The organism is Kitasatospora sp. NPDC092039, assembly GCF_044756065.1.
GTDB lineage: Bacteria > Actinomycetota > Actinomycetes > Streptomycetales > Streptomycetaceae > Kitasatospora.
Genome location: NZ_JBIVSD010000005.1, coordinates 169,509 through 183,667, shown reverse-complemented (window position 1 = coordinate 183,667; position 14,159 = coordinate 169,509). Strand labels below are relative to the sequence as shown.

At 75.1% G+C, this 14,159-nt stretch carries 14 protein-coding genes; 1 reads left to right on the top strand and 13 read right to left on the bottom strand.

The annotated features are described in order from the left end of the window. Window positions 1–88 precede the first annotated feature (88 nt). Entirely contained in the window at window positions 89–502 is a 414-nt protein-coding gene (locus tag ACIQI7_RS13100; protein WP_401108399.1) for a VOC family protein, read from the bottom strand. Between the two features lie 230 nt (window positions 503–732). Here ACIQI7_RS13100 and ACIQI7_RS13095 point away from each other — a divergent pair, with 230 nt between their 5' ends. Next, window positions 733–1,569: an alpha/beta fold hydrolase gene (locus ACIQI7_RS13095; protein WP_401108397.1), complete on the top strand. Its 837-nt coding sequence runs from the start codon at window positions 733–735 to the stop codon at window positions 1,567–1,569. Window positions 1,570–1,679: 110 nt separating this feature from the next. Here ACIQI7_RS13095 and ACIQI7_RS13090 read toward each other — a convergent pair whose 3' ends face one another. From ACIQI7_RS13090 to ACIQI7_RS13035, 12 genes are all read right to left on the bottom strand, one after another. After that, entirely contained in the window at window positions 1,680–2,900 is a 1,221-nt protein-coding gene (locus tag ACIQI7_RS13090) for a C40 family peptidase (RefSeq protein WP_401108394.1), read from the bottom strand. A gap of 164 nt (window positions 2,901–3,064) precedes the next feature. Further along, complete coding sequence (locus ACIQI7_RS13085) at window positions 3,065–4,189, bottom strand: alcohol dehydrogenase catalytic domain-containing protein (protein ID WP_401108391.1); 1,125 nt, start codon at window positions 4,187–4,189, stop codon at window positions 3,065–3,067. 59 nt (window positions 4,190–4,248) lie between these two features. Continuing rightward, on the bottom strand, window positions 4,249–5,280 hold the full coding sequence (locus tag ACIQI7_RS13080) for an ROK family protein (RefSeq protein WP_401108388.1): 1,032 nt from the start codon (window positions 5,278–5,280) through the stop codon (window positions 4,249–4,251). After that, on the bottom strand, window positions 5,277–5,972 hold the full coding sequence (locus ACIQI7_RS13075; protein WP_401108385.1) for an HAD-IA family hydrolase: 696 nt from the start codon (window positions 5,970–5,972) through the stop codon (window positions 5,277–5,279). Before ACIQI7_RS13075 ends, ACIQI7_RS13080 begins: the two co-directional genes overlap by 4 nt. Continuing rightward, window positions 5,969–6,826: a TIGR03619 family F420-dependent LLM class oxidoreductase gene (locus ACIQI7_RS13070; protein WP_401108382.1), complete on the bottom strand. Its 858-nt coding sequence runs from the start codon at window positions 6,824–6,826 to the stop codon at window positions 5,969–5,971. The genes ACIQI7_RS13075 and ACIQI7_RS13070 overlap by 4 nt, the downstream gene beginning before the upstream one ends. After that, window positions 6,823–7,677 carry a hypothetical protein gene (locus ACIQI7_RS13065; protein WP_401108379.1) on the bottom strand — a complete coding sequence of 285 codons (855 nt, stop codon included), beginning with the start codon at window positions 7,675–7,677 and terminating at the stop codon, window positions 6,823–6,825. Before ACIQI7_RS13065 ends, ACIQI7_RS13070 begins: the two co-directional genes overlap by 4 nt. A gap of 52 nt (window positions 7,678–7,729) precedes the next feature. Next, complete coding sequence (locus tag ACIQI7_RS13060; RefSeq protein ID WP_401108377.1) at window positions 7,730–8,629, bottom strand: NADP-dependent oxidoreductase; 900 nt, start codon at window positions 8,627–8,629, stop codon at window positions 7,730–7,732. Next, window positions 8,626–9,441 (bottom strand): SDR family oxidoreductase, encoded by an 816-nt coding sequence (locus tag ACIQI7_RS13055; RefSeq protein WP_401108375.1) that lies wholly within the window; start codon window positions 9,439–9,441, stop codon window positions 8,626–8,628. Before ACIQI7_RS13055 ends, ACIQI7_RS13060 begins: the two co-directional genes overlap by 4 nt. Further along, the gene (locus ACIQI7_RS13050; protein ID WP_401108373.1) at window positions 9,434–10,429 is read right to left on the bottom strand and encodes a zinc-binding dehydrogenase; all 996 of its coding nucleotides are present in this window, start codon (window positions 10,427–10,429) and stop codon (window positions 9,434–9,436) included. Before ACIQI7_RS13050 ends, ACIQI7_RS13055 begins: the two co-directional genes overlap by 8 nt. Further along, window positions 10,426–11,640, bottom strand: coding sequence for an MFS transporter (locus ACIQI7_RS13045; RefSeq protein ID WP_401108371.1), 1,215 nt, complete (start codon window positions 11,638–11,640; stop codon window positions 10,426–10,428). The genes ACIQI7_RS13050 and ACIQI7_RS13045 overlap by 4 nt, the downstream gene beginning before the upstream one ends. Next, on the bottom strand, window positions 11,637–12,761 hold the full coding sequence (locus ACIQI7_RS13040; protein WP_401108368.1) for a 3-oxoacyl-ACP synthase III family protein: 1,125 nt from the start codon (window positions 12,759–12,761) through the stop codon (window positions 11,637–11,639). The genes ACIQI7_RS13045 and ACIQI7_RS13040 overlap by 4 nt, the downstream gene beginning before the upstream one ends. Further along, entirely contained in the window at window positions 12,758–14,026 is a 1,269-nt protein-coding gene (locus tag ACIQI7_RS13035; protein WP_401108366.1) for a sedoheptulose 7-phosphate cyclase, read from the bottom strand. Before ACIQI7_RS13035 ends, ACIQI7_RS13040 begins: the two co-directional genes overlap by 4 nt. Window positions 14,027–14,159: the final 133 nt, after the last annotated feature.

Below are 14,159 nucleotides of genomic sequence, written 5' to 3'. Positions count from 1 at the left end.
CGGGGGGGGGGGGGGGGGGGGGGGGGGGGGGGGGGGGGGGGGGCCGGGGGGCCGGGGGGGGGGGGGCCCGGCCCCCCCCGCGCCCGGCTCAGCCCAGCTCGTTGAAGCGGACCATGTTGCCCGCCGGGTCGCGGAACGCGCAGTCGCGGACGCCGTACGGCTGCTTCGTCGGCTCTTGGACCAGCTCGGCGCCGCCGGACTTCAGCCGGTCGAAGACGCCGTCCAGGTCGGTGGTGCCCAGGACGAGCCGGGCGTAGGTGCCCTTGGCCATCATCTCGGTGACGGTCCGCTGCTCCTCCTCGGTGCGGCCCGGGGCGGCGGAGGCCGGCTCCAGCACCAGGGAGACGTCGGGCTGGCCGGCGGGGCCGACGGTGATCCAGCGCATCGCGCCGCCGCCGACGTCGCTGCGCACCTCGAAGCCGAGCAGGTCGCGGTAGAAGGCGAGGGAGGCCTCGGGGTCGGTGTGCGGGAGGAAGGTCCAGTGAATGGTGATCTCGTTCATGACTGCAACGCTAGGCGCGCACCCCGGTGGGGCGCTTCTCGAATCCTGATCGGTCCGCCCGGCCGCCGTGGGGGCGGTGATCGTCACGGCGCGGACGCCACCCTGTCGGCCGGGGCCGCCGTCCGGGGCCGCCGTCCGGGGCCGCCGTCCGGGCGGCTGGACCGGGTCGATCCGCGACGATCCGTTATTCTCAGGGGAGTTGACGTCCCTCGGAGCCGGGAGGCTGACCTGTGGCCGTGCACGTGACCGTGTGGGACGACCGCGATCGGGCCGGAGCGGACCGGGCCCCCGCGGGCCCGGTGGATCGTGACGCCCCCGCCCTCTTCGTCCACAACATCTTCAGCTGGGGCAGCGACCCCGCGTACGGGTTCGCCGGGCAGCGGCCCCTCGCGGACGGCCGTCGGCTCCTCCTGGTGGACCGCCGGGGCTACGGCGACAGCCCGGACACCGCGCGCAGCGACTTCGAGGTCGACGCCGAGGACGTCGTGGAAGTCCTCGAAGGCGGGGCCCGAGCCGCGGGGCCCGGCGGCGCCCACCTGGTGGGGCACGGGAACGGCGCCGTCGCCGTGCTCCTCGCCGCCGCGCGCCGGCCCGACCTCGTCCGCTCCCTCGCCCTCGTCCAGCCCTCCGCCTTCACCGCCGCCGCGCACCATCCGGTCGTCGCCGCCCTCCTCGACCGGGTGCGCGACGGCGCCCCGGGCATCCCGGACGACGTCACGCCGGAGCAGTACCTGCGTGCGTCCACCGAGGGGCTGGGGATGGAGATGCCCGAGCCCACGGAGCGCCGGCTCCGCGCCGTGGCCACGTCCATGGGCGAGCGGCCCGTCTGGGAGGCGGAGATCCCGCTGGAGGCGATCCGGGGGGCCGCTCTGCCGGTCCTGGTGATCTGCGGGACGTGGGAGGGCGCGCCCGCCGCGTACCGCGAGCACGTGGGGCTCCCCCTGATGGCCGTGGCCGAGTCCCTCACGGAGTCCCTCGCGGGCCGGCTCCTCCGGGTGCCCGGGTACTACCCGCACACCCAGGAGCCCGCCGCCGTCAACGCCGCCCTGCGGGAGTTCTGGGGCTGACCCGGTCCCGCGTCGGCCACCGGTCCCGCGCTGCTCCGACTCGCCCGGCGGTCCCCCACCGGCGACGGGGCCACGGCCGGGGAGCCGGGCCTCGTCGCGGCGGACACGCCCTAGCAGTCGGGGATGGTGGTGCCGTTGTTGTCCCTGGCCGTGTCGTTGCCCCAGCGGGAGAGGTAGAAGGCCGACACCCACTGGCCGGCCGGGCCGGCGTCCGCGTCGGTCCTCAGCCACCAGTGGTTGTAGCCGTTGCCGTTGGAGACCTCGCGGCCCCAGGCCTTGCAGTACACGTAGTTCGTGCCCTGGTTCAGCGTGCCGGTGGCGTCGGTGGAGGTCGGCGAGGCGTAGACGCTCGCGCTCGCGAAGGTGTCCACCCAGTACTTGCCGGTGGCGGGCGGGGTGCCGCCGCCCGCGCAGGTGGGGATGGTGGTGCCGTTGTTGTCCTTGGCCACGTCGTCGCCCCAGCGGGAGAGGTAGAAGGCCGACACCCACTGGCCGCCGGGGCCCACGTCCGGGTCCGTCTTCAGCCACCAGTGGTTGTAGGCGCCGCCGTTGGAGACCTCGCGGCCCCAGGCCTTGCAGAAGACGTAGTTCGTGCCCTGGTACAGCGTCCCGGTGCTGGTGGTGGAGGTCGGGGAGCCGTACACCGGCGCGTCGGCGAGGGTGTCCACCCAGTACTGGCCGCTGTCCGACGGGGGCGTGGTGGGCGGGGTCGTGCCGCCGGGGCCGTACAGCCGGACGGCGCCGAAGTAGTCGCCGTGCGAGGAGAGCGCCGCCACCTGGACGTGGCCGCCGGAGTAGGGGGCCTCGACGATCCAGCCCTGCCCGAGGTACATCGCGACGTGGTGGATGGTGGAGGCGGTGTTGCCGAAGAACACCAGGTCGCCGGGGAGCAGCGGTGCGGTGCCGTCCGCCCGGTAGTAGCGGGCGACCGCGCGGGAGGTCGGCCACTGGGTCCGGGTGGTGCCGTTGACGACGTCCTCGCCGACCGCCAGGTCGTAGGCGTACCGGACCATGCCGGAGCAGTCCAGGCCGCGGACGTGGCAGTCGTTCGGCGCGCCGTTGGCGGGGTCGCAGAGGCCGTACGTCGGGCCGGGCTGCGAGCCGTGGCCGCCGCCCCACGAGTACGGGGTGCCGATCAGTCCGCAGGCGGAGCGGACGGCGGCGTCCGCCTGCGCCGCCGCGCCGGTGGAGAGCACCCCGCAGGCGGGCGCGGCCCGGGCCGCTCCGGCGCCGGCGAAGAACACGCCGACCGACACCAGGACCGACAGCAGGGCCGCCCACCGCAGGGAGGCGATCAGCCGTCCCGACAGGAGGTTTACGCGCGTAGTCATGGTCGCGCATCCTTTCGGAGCCGCTGACTCCCGGTCAATGGCCGTGCCCCACACACGTCCTGTGGTTCCGCGCAGTTGCCGGTCCGGGTGTTCCGGGCACGCCGACCGGCAACTGCGCGGCATCCGGCCGGCGTCCGGCCCGACCGGAGGCTGCGGGGGCCCGGCTACGGCATCCCGGCGCCCGGACGGGCCGGGTCGCCGCCCAGGTCGATGACCAGGCGGACGACGAGCTCGCCGTCGACGGTGCGGGTCCGGTCGCCGATGATCCGGTTGAGGTGGCGGACACCGGCCTCCAGGCCCAGGACGTGGGTGAGCAGCGGGTCGGCGGTGGCGTCGGTCCGCAGGGCCTCGGCGGCGGCGAGGAGCTGGGCGCTGGTGACCCCGCGGTTGCCGCTCAGGGTGAGACGCAGGCCGGGGCGGGCGAAGGTGGTGGTGGCCGGAGGCCACGGGCCGCCGGTGTTGGCCCGGCGGACGCCGTCGAGGTCGACGCCGGGCAGCAGGGGAGTGGTGGCGCGCGGCGGGACGCCGCCGAGGGGGTGGACGGCGACCAGGCGTTCGCCGAGCGAGCCGAGGGCGGCCTCGACGGCGGGGACGGTGCCGCCGCGATGGGTGGTGACCAGGAGCGCGACGGCGCCGCCGGCGTGCCGGTCGAGCGGCTCGGTGTCCAGGACGCCCACCGCGTGCGGCAGGTGGGCCCGGGTCCAGCGCAGGCCGGCCTCGCCGCGGTGGACCACCACGACCCGGACCGTCGGGAAGAGGAAGCGGGGCGCGAGCAGGGCGGCGAGGTTGCCGGTCAGGCCGTCCCCGTGCACGACGAGGGTGTCGGGGGCCGAGGCGGCCAGGCAGGAGAGGGCGTAGCGGACGACGGCGTACGGCTCGACCAGGGTGGCCCGGGCGGCGGGGAGGTCCTCGGGCAGGTGGGAGACCAGGCCGCCGCGGACGGCCGAGGCGCCGATCAGGACGCGCTGCTGGAACAGGCCCGGCACGTTGTGGCCGAGGAGGAAGGACGGGTCGCCGGGGTGGGTCGGGTTGACGACCACCCGGTCGCCGGGGGCGAAGCCGTCGGTGCCGGGCCCGGCGGCGACGACCCGGGCGGCGCCCTCGTGCCCCACGACGGGCGAGGGGTCGTCGCGGTCGCCGCGCAGGATCTGGATGTCGGTGCCGCAGAGGCTCACGTGCTCGGGTGCGAGCAGGAGTTCGCCCTCGCCCGGGTCCGGGGTGGGGACGTCCTCGATGCGGCAGGTGGTGCCGTGGCGGACGATCGCGCGGTGGGTGGCCGTGGCCGGCATGGGGTCCTTCCGGAGGGTGACGGTCGAAGGGGTGGGACGGCGGTCGATGCCCGGTGGCGTCAGCGCTTGGTGACGGTCAGCGCGCCGTGGGAGAGCGCGAGGGCGCCCGCCAGCGGGTCCACCTCGCCGGGGCGGCAGAGCCGCAGGCCGTCTGCGGCCCGGCCGGGGGAGCGGTCGGCGTAGCTGCGGACCTCGCCCGACTGCCGCACCAGTTCGGCGCGGTAGGGGTCGCCGAGGCCCTCCGCGTAGCCGCCGCCGATGCCGATCAGGTCGGTGCGGGGATCGAGGCAGCGCACGGTGCGGACGATCTCCGCGACCGGTTCCACCACGGTGGCGAGCAGGCGGTGGGCGGCCCGGTCCCCGGAGCGCAGCAGGGCGGGGAGGGCGTCGCGGACCCCCTCCGGACGTGCCATGCCGAGGGCGGCCGCGACGTGCGGCAGCGCCGGGCCGGCGGCCACGGCGGCCACGTGGCCCGTCCCGCCGCAGGGGCAGGTCAGCGCCCGGACGGCGGCGGGCGCGGTGGAGACGGCCGGGAGGTGGCCGACCTCGCCCTGCAGGCCGTCGGCATCGACCGGGACGGAGCGTTCGGTGAGGTCGGCGGTGCGCAGGGCGATGCCGCTGCTCACCGTGAGGTACACGACCCGGCGGTGGTGGGGCCGGGCGAACCGCTCGACGAAGCTCGCCAGCCCGGCGGTGACGTCGTTGTACAGGTGCCAGCCGACGTCCGGGCGGCGGGCGGTGAGCAGGGCGCGGAGCGGCACGGGCCGCTCCGGGCCGCCGCCCCAGAGCGGGCCCGAGCCGTGCAGCACGCCGTGCTCCTCGTCCATCGCGGCGCCGCAGGACATCGCCACCCGCGCGCCCGCCGGCACCGCGCCGGCCAGGGTCTCGACCAGCAGGTCGAGCAGCGCGGCCGGATCCGTCCCGGGCCGGTTGAGGACGCTGGGCGCGGGGAGCCGTACGGTCTCCCCGGACCCGGTGCGGATCCGCAGCCAGGTCCCGCCGAGGTCGACGGCGACCTCGGGGCGCACCGGGCGGTCGCGGTCCGCCGCCGTCCGAAGGCTGAGGGGGCTGACAGGGCTGGGAGTGCTCACCGCCGGATCCCCTCGGCCGGCTCGGCGTGCACCCGGGCGGGCCGGATCTCCACCCGGATCCGGCCCGCCCGGAGCCGCGCGCTGACGGCCGTCAGGTCGTCGACCCGGTACGGGGCCTGCTCGGCGGCCGGGGCGGCGACGGCGACGGCGGTGCCGCCGGAGCGGCGGGCGGCGAGCAGGCCGGGGGCGGAGTCCTCGAACAGGAGGCAGTCGGCGATGTCCACGCCGAGCAGGCGGGCGGCGGTACGGAAGCCCTCCGGGTCGGGCTTGCCGGCCCGCACGTCGCCGGCGCAGACGGCGACGTCCGGAAGCGGCAGTCCGGCGGCGGTGAGGCGGCGTTCGGTCATGGTGCGGGAGGCCGAGGTGACGACGGCCCAGGAGCGGGCGGGCAGCGAGGCGAGCAGCCGGCGGGCACCCGGGATCTCGTCGACGGTGTCGGTGGCGGCCTCCTCGCGGTCCCGGATCCAGGCGACCTCGGCGGCGACGGTGCCGCCGTCGGCCGCGGGGAGGCAGCCGGCGACGATGTCGTGCGCGGTGCGGCCGGGCAGCGCGGCGAGCACGGTGGCGGGGTCGAGCCGGTGGCGGGCGGCGAACTCCCGCCAGAGGCGGTCGATGGAGGCGGCGGAGTCCACCAGGGTGCCGTCCATGTCGAAGAGCAGGGCGTGGGCCGTCACGGCGAGGGGGGAGGTCATCGGATCTCCAGGACGTCCGCGGCGAGCCGGATCAGGTCGAGGTCCTGCTCCCAGCCCCTGCGCAGCCGCTGGTCGCCGGGGTCGGTGTCGAGGATCACGTGGTCGGCGCCGCTGTCGCGCAGCAGGGCGACGTCGGCCCGGATCTGGTCGGGCGTGCCGTAGCCGAGGGGCCGGGAGTCCGGGTCGACGGGGGCGGTGGTGGGGAGGAAGAAGATCCGCGGCGCGAACTGCTTGCCCTCCGCGAGGACCTCGGCGGCCTGGGCGCACAGCCGGCGGCTGGGGTGGAGCGGGTGCCAGGCGGTGCCGATCCGGTTGACGCGCTCCACGGCCCGCGGCCCGTTGCCGCCGATCCACAGCGGGGGGTGCGGGTCCTGGACGGGCCGGGGCGCGGTGTGCACCCGGTGGCCGCGGTGGGTGACGGCGTCGGAGGTCCACGCGTCGACCAGGACGTCCAGGGCCTCGTCGGTGAGGGCGCCGCGCCGGTGGAAGTCCACGCCGAGGACGTCGAAGGCGCGCGGGGCCCAGCCGACGCCGAAGCCGACGACGAGGCGGCCGCCGCTGAGCCGGTCGATGGTGGCGGTGGCCCGGGCGAGCGCGACCGGGTGGCGGTGCGAGGCGATGAGGACGCCCGCGCCGAGCCGGACGGTCCTGGTCTGCCCGGCGAGCCAGGACAGGGTGGCGAGGCTCTCGTAGAACGGCGCGGGTGAACGCCGGTGGGCGTCGTCGGTGAGGGCGAGGTGGTCGGAGACCAGGACGGTGTCGAAGCCCAGCCGTTCGGCCTCGCGAGTCCAGGTGAGCATGCCCTCGGGGGTCATCTGGTGGCCGAAGTTGGGCAGGTTGATGCCGAATTTCACCTGGTCACCGGCCCGGGAAGGGTGAGGCCGAAGGGCGCGTGGTGGGCAGTGGACGCGGGGTCGGGCGCGGCCTGGAGTTCGAGCAGGTTGCCGCCGAGCCGGTCGAGGGGGCGCGGCGGCTGCTGGCCGGGCACGCCGTGTTCGAAGAGTTCGAGGTTGACGGCGTCGTCGACGACGAGCATGGCCATCGCCGAGGTGCCCTCGACGTCGAGGTCGAACTGGCGCCGCATGAAGGCCCGTTCGGCGGCGATCTCGGTGCGCAGGACGACCCGGGCCCGGTGGTGGGCGACCAGGTGGTCGACGGCGGCGTCGAGGCTCCGGACGCTGTACCCGGTGTGGTCCAGGCCGAGCAGGGTGGGCAGGGCGGCGTCGTCGGCCGGCCGCTGGCCGTGGTGGAGCCGTTCGGCGGTCGTGCCGGCGTAGCCGGGGACTTCGGGCCACTGCTGCAGTTCGAAGAGGGTGCCCCAGGGGGAGCGGAAGTAGATCCAGCGGTTCCCGCGGATCGGGCCCTCGGGGATCGTCACGATGTCGCCGAGGACGTCGACGCCGGGGACCTTCTCCAGGTGGGTGGCGGCGGCCTCGATGTCGCCGACCCGCAGGCAGAGGTGGTTGGTGCCGATGTCGACCAGGCGCGGCGGCGCCTCGGGGGCGCCGAGCGGTGCGGTGGGGACGAGCCGCACCTGGACGCCGGCGGAGAACGACACGGTGCCGGCGCCGCCGTGCCGGTGCGCGGTGGAGGGCCCGGTCAGATCCGCGAGGAAGGTCGTGGCCTGCGCGACGTCGGGCACCGCCACCGTGATCCGGTGGGCCGGCTGGCGGGTGTCCGGGCTCGGGCCCGGGGTCGTGGTCATGCGGGGGTTCCTCCGTGGAGCGGGGCCGGTGCGGGGTGCGGGTGCGGGTGGGTCACGGCAGGAGCAGGACCTTTCCCCGCAGGCCGCCCGCGCCGAACTCCTGGTGGGCGCGGGCGGCGTCGGCGAGCGGGTAGCGGCGCCCGGTCGGCACGGTGAGGCGCCCGGCGGTGACCAGCTCGCTCAGGGTGCGGAGCTGGTCGCCGTCCTCGTCGACGTAGCTCTTGCGGGGGGTGATGCCGCGTTCGGGCGCCGGCTGGTCGTTGTCGTCGATGGCGACGAACTGGCCGCCGTCGGCGACCGCGCGGATCGCGGCGGCCACGCCCGCGGTGTCGACGACGGCCGAGTGGGTGGCGGCCGGAAGGTCCCGCACCCGGGTGTGGACGGTGCCGACGCCGAGGTCGCGCAGCGCTTCGGCGTCGCCGGTGCGGGCCAGGGCGTCGACCGGGTGCCCGCCGGCGAGCAGCAGTTGGACGGCGATCCGGCCGACCGCGCCGGCGGCACCGGTGACGAGCACCGGTACGCCGGACGGCAGGGTGAGCTTGGCCAGGGTCTGGACGGCGGTGAGTCCGGCGAGCGGCAGCGCGGCGGCCTCCTCCAGCGGCAGTCCGGCGGGGGCGGGGGCGAACAGGCCGGCGTCGGCGACGACCTGTTCGGCGTAGGTGCCGTAGCGGTGGGCCGGCTGGGCGACCATGCCGACGACCTGCTCGCCGACGGTGAACCGGGTGACCTCGCCGCCGGTCTCGGCGACGACGCCGGAGACGTCCCAGCCGGGGACGGCCGGGTAGGCCAGGTTCAGGTCGAGGAAGCCGGACCGGGTCTTGAGGTCGACCGGGTTGACGGCGGCCGCGGTGACGACGACGCGGATGTCCCGCAGCCCGACGGGCAGTTCGGGGACCTCGTCGAGGGCCAGGACCGTCGGGTCGCCGGTGCGGTGGAAGGTGACGGCTTTCATGCGGGCGGGTTCTCCCTCGGAGGAACGGTGGTGAAGGCGTGGCGCGCGTTGGCCTCCGCCGCGGTCAGGGCGAGCCCGCCGTCGGCGAGGACCGAGGCGCCGGTGAGGTAGCCGGAGTCCGGCCCGGCCAGGAAGGCGATCAGCGAGGCGATCTCCTCGGCCCCGGCCGGGCGGCCCAGCGGGATGTCGGGACGGCGGATCTCCCGGTAGGCGTCCTCGTCCTGGACGCCGTTCATGGCGGTGGCGGTCTCACCGGGGGCGACGGAGTTGACCCTGATGCCGTACCGGCCGAACTCCAGGGCGAGCACCTTGGTGACCATGCCCAGGGCGGCCTTGCTGGCGCAGTAGAGCGCGCCGCCGGTGATGGGCACCGTCTCGTGGACGGAGGTGACGTTGACGATGCTGCCGCGGACGCCGTCGCGGATCATGCGGTGGCCCACCGCGGAGGCGAGGGCCATCGGGGCGAGGGTGTTGACCGCGAACACCTCGTCGGCCCGCTTCAGGTCCAGGGCGTCGGCGGCGCTGCGGTCGTTGACGCCGGCGTTGTTGACCAGGCCGTCGATGCGTCCGACCCGGTCGACGGCGGCCAGGCAGCTGTCGACGGCGGCCCGCGGATCGCCCAGGTCGGCCCGGACCGGCACGCACTCGACGCCGGTGGCGTGCCGCAGTTCCCCGGCGAGCCGGTGGATCCGGTCCTCGCCGGTGGCGTAGCCGAGCAGCAGCCGGTGGCCGGGGCGGGCCAGCGCCCGTGCGGCGGCCCGGCCGATGCCGCTGCTGGCGCCGGTGATCAGGACGGTGTGGAGGTCAGCCAACGCCCAGCACCACCTTGGGCCGGGTGCGGCCGAGTCGGAGCACCTCGAAGGCGTGGGCGACCTCGGCGAGCGGCACCACCCGGTCGACGAGCCCGGCGCCGAGTTCGTCGACGAGCGCGACGGCGCGGGCGTAGTGGTCGACGCCGTGCCGGACCCCGGAGATGCGGATGCCGTCGAGCGCGATCCGGCCGGGTTCGACGGTCTCGGTCTGTGCGGGGACGCCGACCAGGAGGCACAGGCCGCCGGGGCGCAGCCGGTCCAGCGCGGCGTTGAGGGTGCCGGGGGCGCCGGAGCACTCCACGACGGTGTCGTAGCCGGTGGGGGCCTCGCCGGTGCGGGTGAACCGGTCGCGGTAGCTGCCGGGCGGCAGGTGGCCGACGGTGCCGGGTTCGGCGATGTCGACGGTCACCGGGTAGCGGGCGAGGACGGCGGCGGCGAGGCTGCCCATGGTGCCCGCGCCGACGACCAGGATCCGGTCGCCGGGCCGGGGGTCGGCCGCGTCGACCGCCTCCAGGACGGTGACCAGGGGCTCGACCAGGACGTGCTCCGGGCGCGGGCGCTCGGTGCCCGGGCCGAACGGGACCAGGGCGTGGCGGGGCATCACCAGGTACTCGGCGGCGGCGCCGGTCCAGCCGTACAGGCCGACCTCGCGCAGGTCGGTGCAGAGGTTGCGGTGGCCGGAGGCGCAGGAGCGGCAGGCCTGGCAGGGGATCATGGTGGAGCCGGTGACCACCTCGCCCCGGCGCAGTCCGGTGACTCCGGGGCCGGACTCCTCGACGGTGCCGACCCATTCGTGGCCGAAGCGGTGCGGGAAGGCGGCCCGCCCGTCGACGAGGTACGCGGAGGTGCCGTGGAGGATCTCCAGGTCGCTGCCGCAGAGGCCGACGTAGGCGATCCTGACCAGGACCTCACCCGGCCCGGCGTCCGGGCGGGCGGTCTCCACCAGGCTCGCGGTGTGCGGCTTGTCGATGACGGCGGCCCGCATCATCGCCCCTCTCCGGCCGCCGGGGTGCGGCGGGTGCCCACGACCAGGGCGAGCACGGCCGCCAGGGCGAGCACGGCGCCGACCGTCGGCAGCGAGACCAGCGATCCGCCGAGGGAGAGGGTGAGGGAGCCGATCCAGGCGCCGGCGGCGTTGGCGAGCTGGAAGCCCGCGATGTTGACGGTGGCCGCCAGGTTGGGGGCCCCGCTCGCGGCGGTGATCAGCTTGGAGGCCAGCGGGGGGATGATCGAGAAGCCCGTGGCGCCCAGGACGAACAGCCAGGGTGCGGTGAACCAGGTGCTCGAACCGAAGAGCGCGAGCAGGCCGAGCGAGACGGCGAGGGCGCCGAGCGCGACGAGCAGGGTGCGGTCGATGGAGCGGTCGGCGAAGTGCCCGCCGAGCTGGTTGCCGGCCACCGAGCCGACGCCGAACACGAACAGCAGCACGGTGACGTGGCCGGCCGAGAAGCCGGTGTAGTCGCGCAGGAAGGGCGCGATGTAGGTGAAGACGACGAACAGGGCGGCCTGGCCGAGCGCCGTCAGGGCGAGGGCGGCCCACACCGCGGGGCGGGTGAAGACGGTGAGCTCGGCGGAGATCGACCCGGCCGGGCGGGCGGGGGCGCGCCGGGTGACGGCCACCAGGCCCACGGTCGCCAGGGTCTGGAACACCGCGACCACCAGGAAGGAGGTGCGCCAGCCGAACTGGCCGCCGATCAGGGTACCGAGCGGCACGCCGAGCACGGTGGCGAGGTTCAGGCCGAGCGAGACCCTCGCGATGACCCGGCCCTGGAACTCCGGCGGCACCAGCGAGGTGGCGAGGACCAGGCAGAGCGCGAAGAAGGTGGCGTGCGGCAGCGCGGTGACGATCCGGAAGACCACCAGCAGGGCGAAGTCGTCCGCCAGCGCGGTGCCGAGGGTGCCGACGACGAAGACCGCCATGGAGCCGATGATCAGGGCGGTGCGCGGCACCCGGGTGGTGACGATGGTGAGCAGGGGCCCGCCGATCATCACGGTGACCGCGTAGACGGTCACCAGGAGGCCGGCGGTGGCGTCGGACACCTTGACGTCGCTCGCGATGTCCGGCAGGACGCCGGCCGCGAGGTACTCGACGGTGCCGACGCCGAAGACGGCGAGCAGCATCCAGAGCACCGCCGCGTTGGCGTTCGCCGCCGGTGCGGGGGCGGGCGCGGCGGTCCCGGTCCTGATGGTGTCGGTCAACGGACAGCTCCCGTCGTCTCGTTCTTCTCGGTGGTGGGCGCGGTGGGCGCGGTGGTGGGCGCGCCGGTGGGCGCGGTGGTGGGCGCGCCGGTGGTGCGGGCGGGGGTGCCGGTGTACTCCACGACGGCGCAGCCCCAGGTGAACCCGACGCCTATACCGGTGAGCAGCACCAGGTCGCCCGGGGCGAGGGTGCCGGAGCGGCGCAGCAGGTCGAGGCCGATGACCGGGTCGGCGGCGCCGGTGTGCCCGATCTCCCAACCGCGTTCGGCGAGCGTCCGGTCGGCGTCGATCTTCAGCGGTACGAAGCACTGCTTGCGCAGCAGGACCCGGCCGAAGTTCGGCACCAGCCAGTGGGCGATGTCGGAGTGGCTCGCGCCGGCGTCGGCGAGCGCGGTCTCGGCGCAGCGCGACAGCGCGGCGGCGTTGCGGGTCCAGAACTCCTCGGTGCCGCGGTCCCCGACGAAGACGGAGACCCGCTGGGGCAGGTTCAGGGGCGTGGCGGAGCCGTACTGGGGCATCGTCATCGGGTCGTCGCCCCGGTGCATTCGTTCCAGCGCGGGGTCGCTGACCACGGAGGTGGACAGGACCCGGAAGGGGCCGCCGTCGTGGCCGAGGACCAGGGCGCCCGCGCCGTCGCCGTAGACCACCCCGCTGTCGGAGGACCAGCGGTCGAAGAGCGGCAGCTGCCAGGCGTCGGAGGCGGTGACCATGCCCTTGCCGGAGCCCGCGCACCAGCGGCCGACGAGTTCCATCCCGACGACGGCGCCCGCGCAGGCGGTGCGTATCTCGATCGGCAGGCAGTCCTCGATGCCGAGTTCGCCCTGGAGGTAGGCGCCGCAGTTCCAGGCCTCCAGCCCGTTGTGCAGCACCACCGCGTGGACCAGGAGGTCGATGTCGGAGGGGTCGGCGCCGGCGTCGGCGAGTGCGGCGCGTCCGGCGGTCACCGCCATCTCGGGGGCGCTCTCGCCGCGTTCGGGGCGCGCCACGGCGACGGACACCTGCCCGGTCTTCTGGTGCTCGATCTCGTCGTACCGTCCGGCCGCCACCATCTCGGCGGCCGACTCACGCTCCTCGGGCAGGTAGGAGCCGAATCCCTCGATGTAGAGGTCGTCCCACTTCACGCGGCCTCACCGGCTCCGACGAGTCCGGCGGCCGACCGCAGTGCCGCTCCGTTGCGCTGTGCGGCCCCGGTGCGCTGTGCGGCGTCGAGCTCCTTGAGGGCGATGCCCAGTTCCCCGGGGGTGACGTCGTTGACGAAGCGGTGGTGTCCGATGCCGACCGGCAGCGGCAGCCGCTGCTGTCCGTCGCGGTGGCGCACGGTGTCGGCGAGTGCGCCGTCCAGGATTCCGGGGCGGGCCAGGACGTCGGCCCACAGGGGCAGGCGCAGTCTGCCCATCAGGGTCAGGACGCGCTCGGCCTGGTGCTTGGTGACGTCGCCGCGCATCCGTCCCAGCACGGTGGTGAGCGCCATGTCGACGGCGACCGCCTCACCGTGCAGCAGCTCCGGGAGCGCCTCCATCTCGATGGTGGGGCTGAAGGTGTGCCCGTAGTCGACGCACCGTTCGAGGGTCTGCTCCCACAGGTTCGGCTGGAGCTCCTCCAGCATCAGGTGGATCGCCTCGGAGACCACCTGGCGGGCCGCGGTCTCCAGGGCGGGGGTGCTGCCCTGGAAGCGGTCCTCGATCAGTTGCGGCCCGAAGTCCTCCAGCAGGTCGAAGAGTTCGGCAGACTTGATCAGGGCCATCTTGAGGATCTCGGCCAGCCCGTTGGAGAGGTGGCGGGCGTCGAGGGTGCTCAGGAAGGAGCGGTCCACGAAGGTGGCCACCGGGGGCGCGTAGGTGCCGAGCCGGTTCTTGCCGTGCCCGTGGTTGACGCCGGTCTTGACGCCGACCCCGGCGTCGACCAGGCCCACCAGCGTGGTGGGTATCCGGACGTACGGGGTGCCGCGCCGGTAGAGGCTGGCGGCGAGTCCGACGACGTCGAGCAGGACGCCGCCGCCGATCGCGATCACCGGTTCGCGCCTGCGGTCGATGCCGAAGTCGTTCATCGCGTCGACCACGTCGGTCACCGACTCCCACCGCTTGACGCTCTCGTCCGCGCGGACGGGCAGCAGAGTGGCGGCGATGCCGTGGTGGGCGAAGTAGCGGGCGATCCGTTCGCCGTGGAGTTCCTGGACGGTGGAGTCGATCACGACGAGCCGGCGGTCGCCGGACCGTAACGGGGCGTCGGCGCAGCCGGAGAGCAGCAGGGTGCTGGCGGGCTCGAACAGTCCCGAGGCCTCGACGACGTGGTAGCGGACCTGTTTGACGGCCTCCACCGTCCAGGACGGGGCGGTGGAGCGTCGGCGGGTCAGACCTTCGGTGTAGTGCGGGGCGGTGGCATGCATGTGCGGTCCTCGGTGGTCGGGGGAGTCGGTGTGTCGCGGCCGGCGATCAGGTGAATCACCGTGCCACACAAGCGATATGACGGATCGTCAGGCCTTTTGGGCGTGACGGTTCCCGTCACCGGCCCGGCGATAC

Bases quoted from the DNA above. Each gene is read 5' to 3' on its own strand.
- ACIQI7_RS13100 (WP_401108399.1), bottom strand. From the start codon at position 502: ATGAACGAGATCACCATTCACTGGACCTTCCTCCCGCACACCGACCCC.
- ACIQI7_RS13090 (WP_401108394.1), bottom strand. From the start codon at position 2,900: ATGACTACGCGCGTAAACCTCCTGTCGGGACGGCTGATCGCCTCCCTG.
- ACIQI7_RS13085 (WP_401108391.1), bottom strand. From the start codon at position 4,189: ATGCCGGCCACGGCCACCCACCGCGCGATCGTCCGCCACGGCACCACC.
- ACIQI7_RS13075 (WP_401108385.1), bottom strand. From the start codon at position 5,972: ATGACCTCCCCCCTCGCCGTGACGGCCCACGCCCTGCTCTTCGACATG.
- ACIQI7_RS13065 (WP_401108379.1), bottom strand. From the start codon at position 7,677: ATGACCACGACCCCGGGCCCGAGCCCGGACACCCGCCAGCCGGCCCAC.
- ACIQI7_RS13060 (WP_401108377.1), bottom strand. From the start codon at position 8,629: ATGAAAGCCGTCACCTTCCACCGCACCGGCGACCCGACGGTCCTGGCC.
- ACIQI7_RS13050 (WP_401108373.1), bottom strand. From the start codon at position 10,429: ATGATGCGGGCCGCCGTCATCGACAAGCCGCACACCGCGAGCCTGGTG.
- ACIQI7_RS13035 (WP_401108366.1), bottom strand. From the start codon at position 14,026: ATGCATGCCACCGCCCCGCACTACACCGAAGGTCTGACCCGCCGACGC.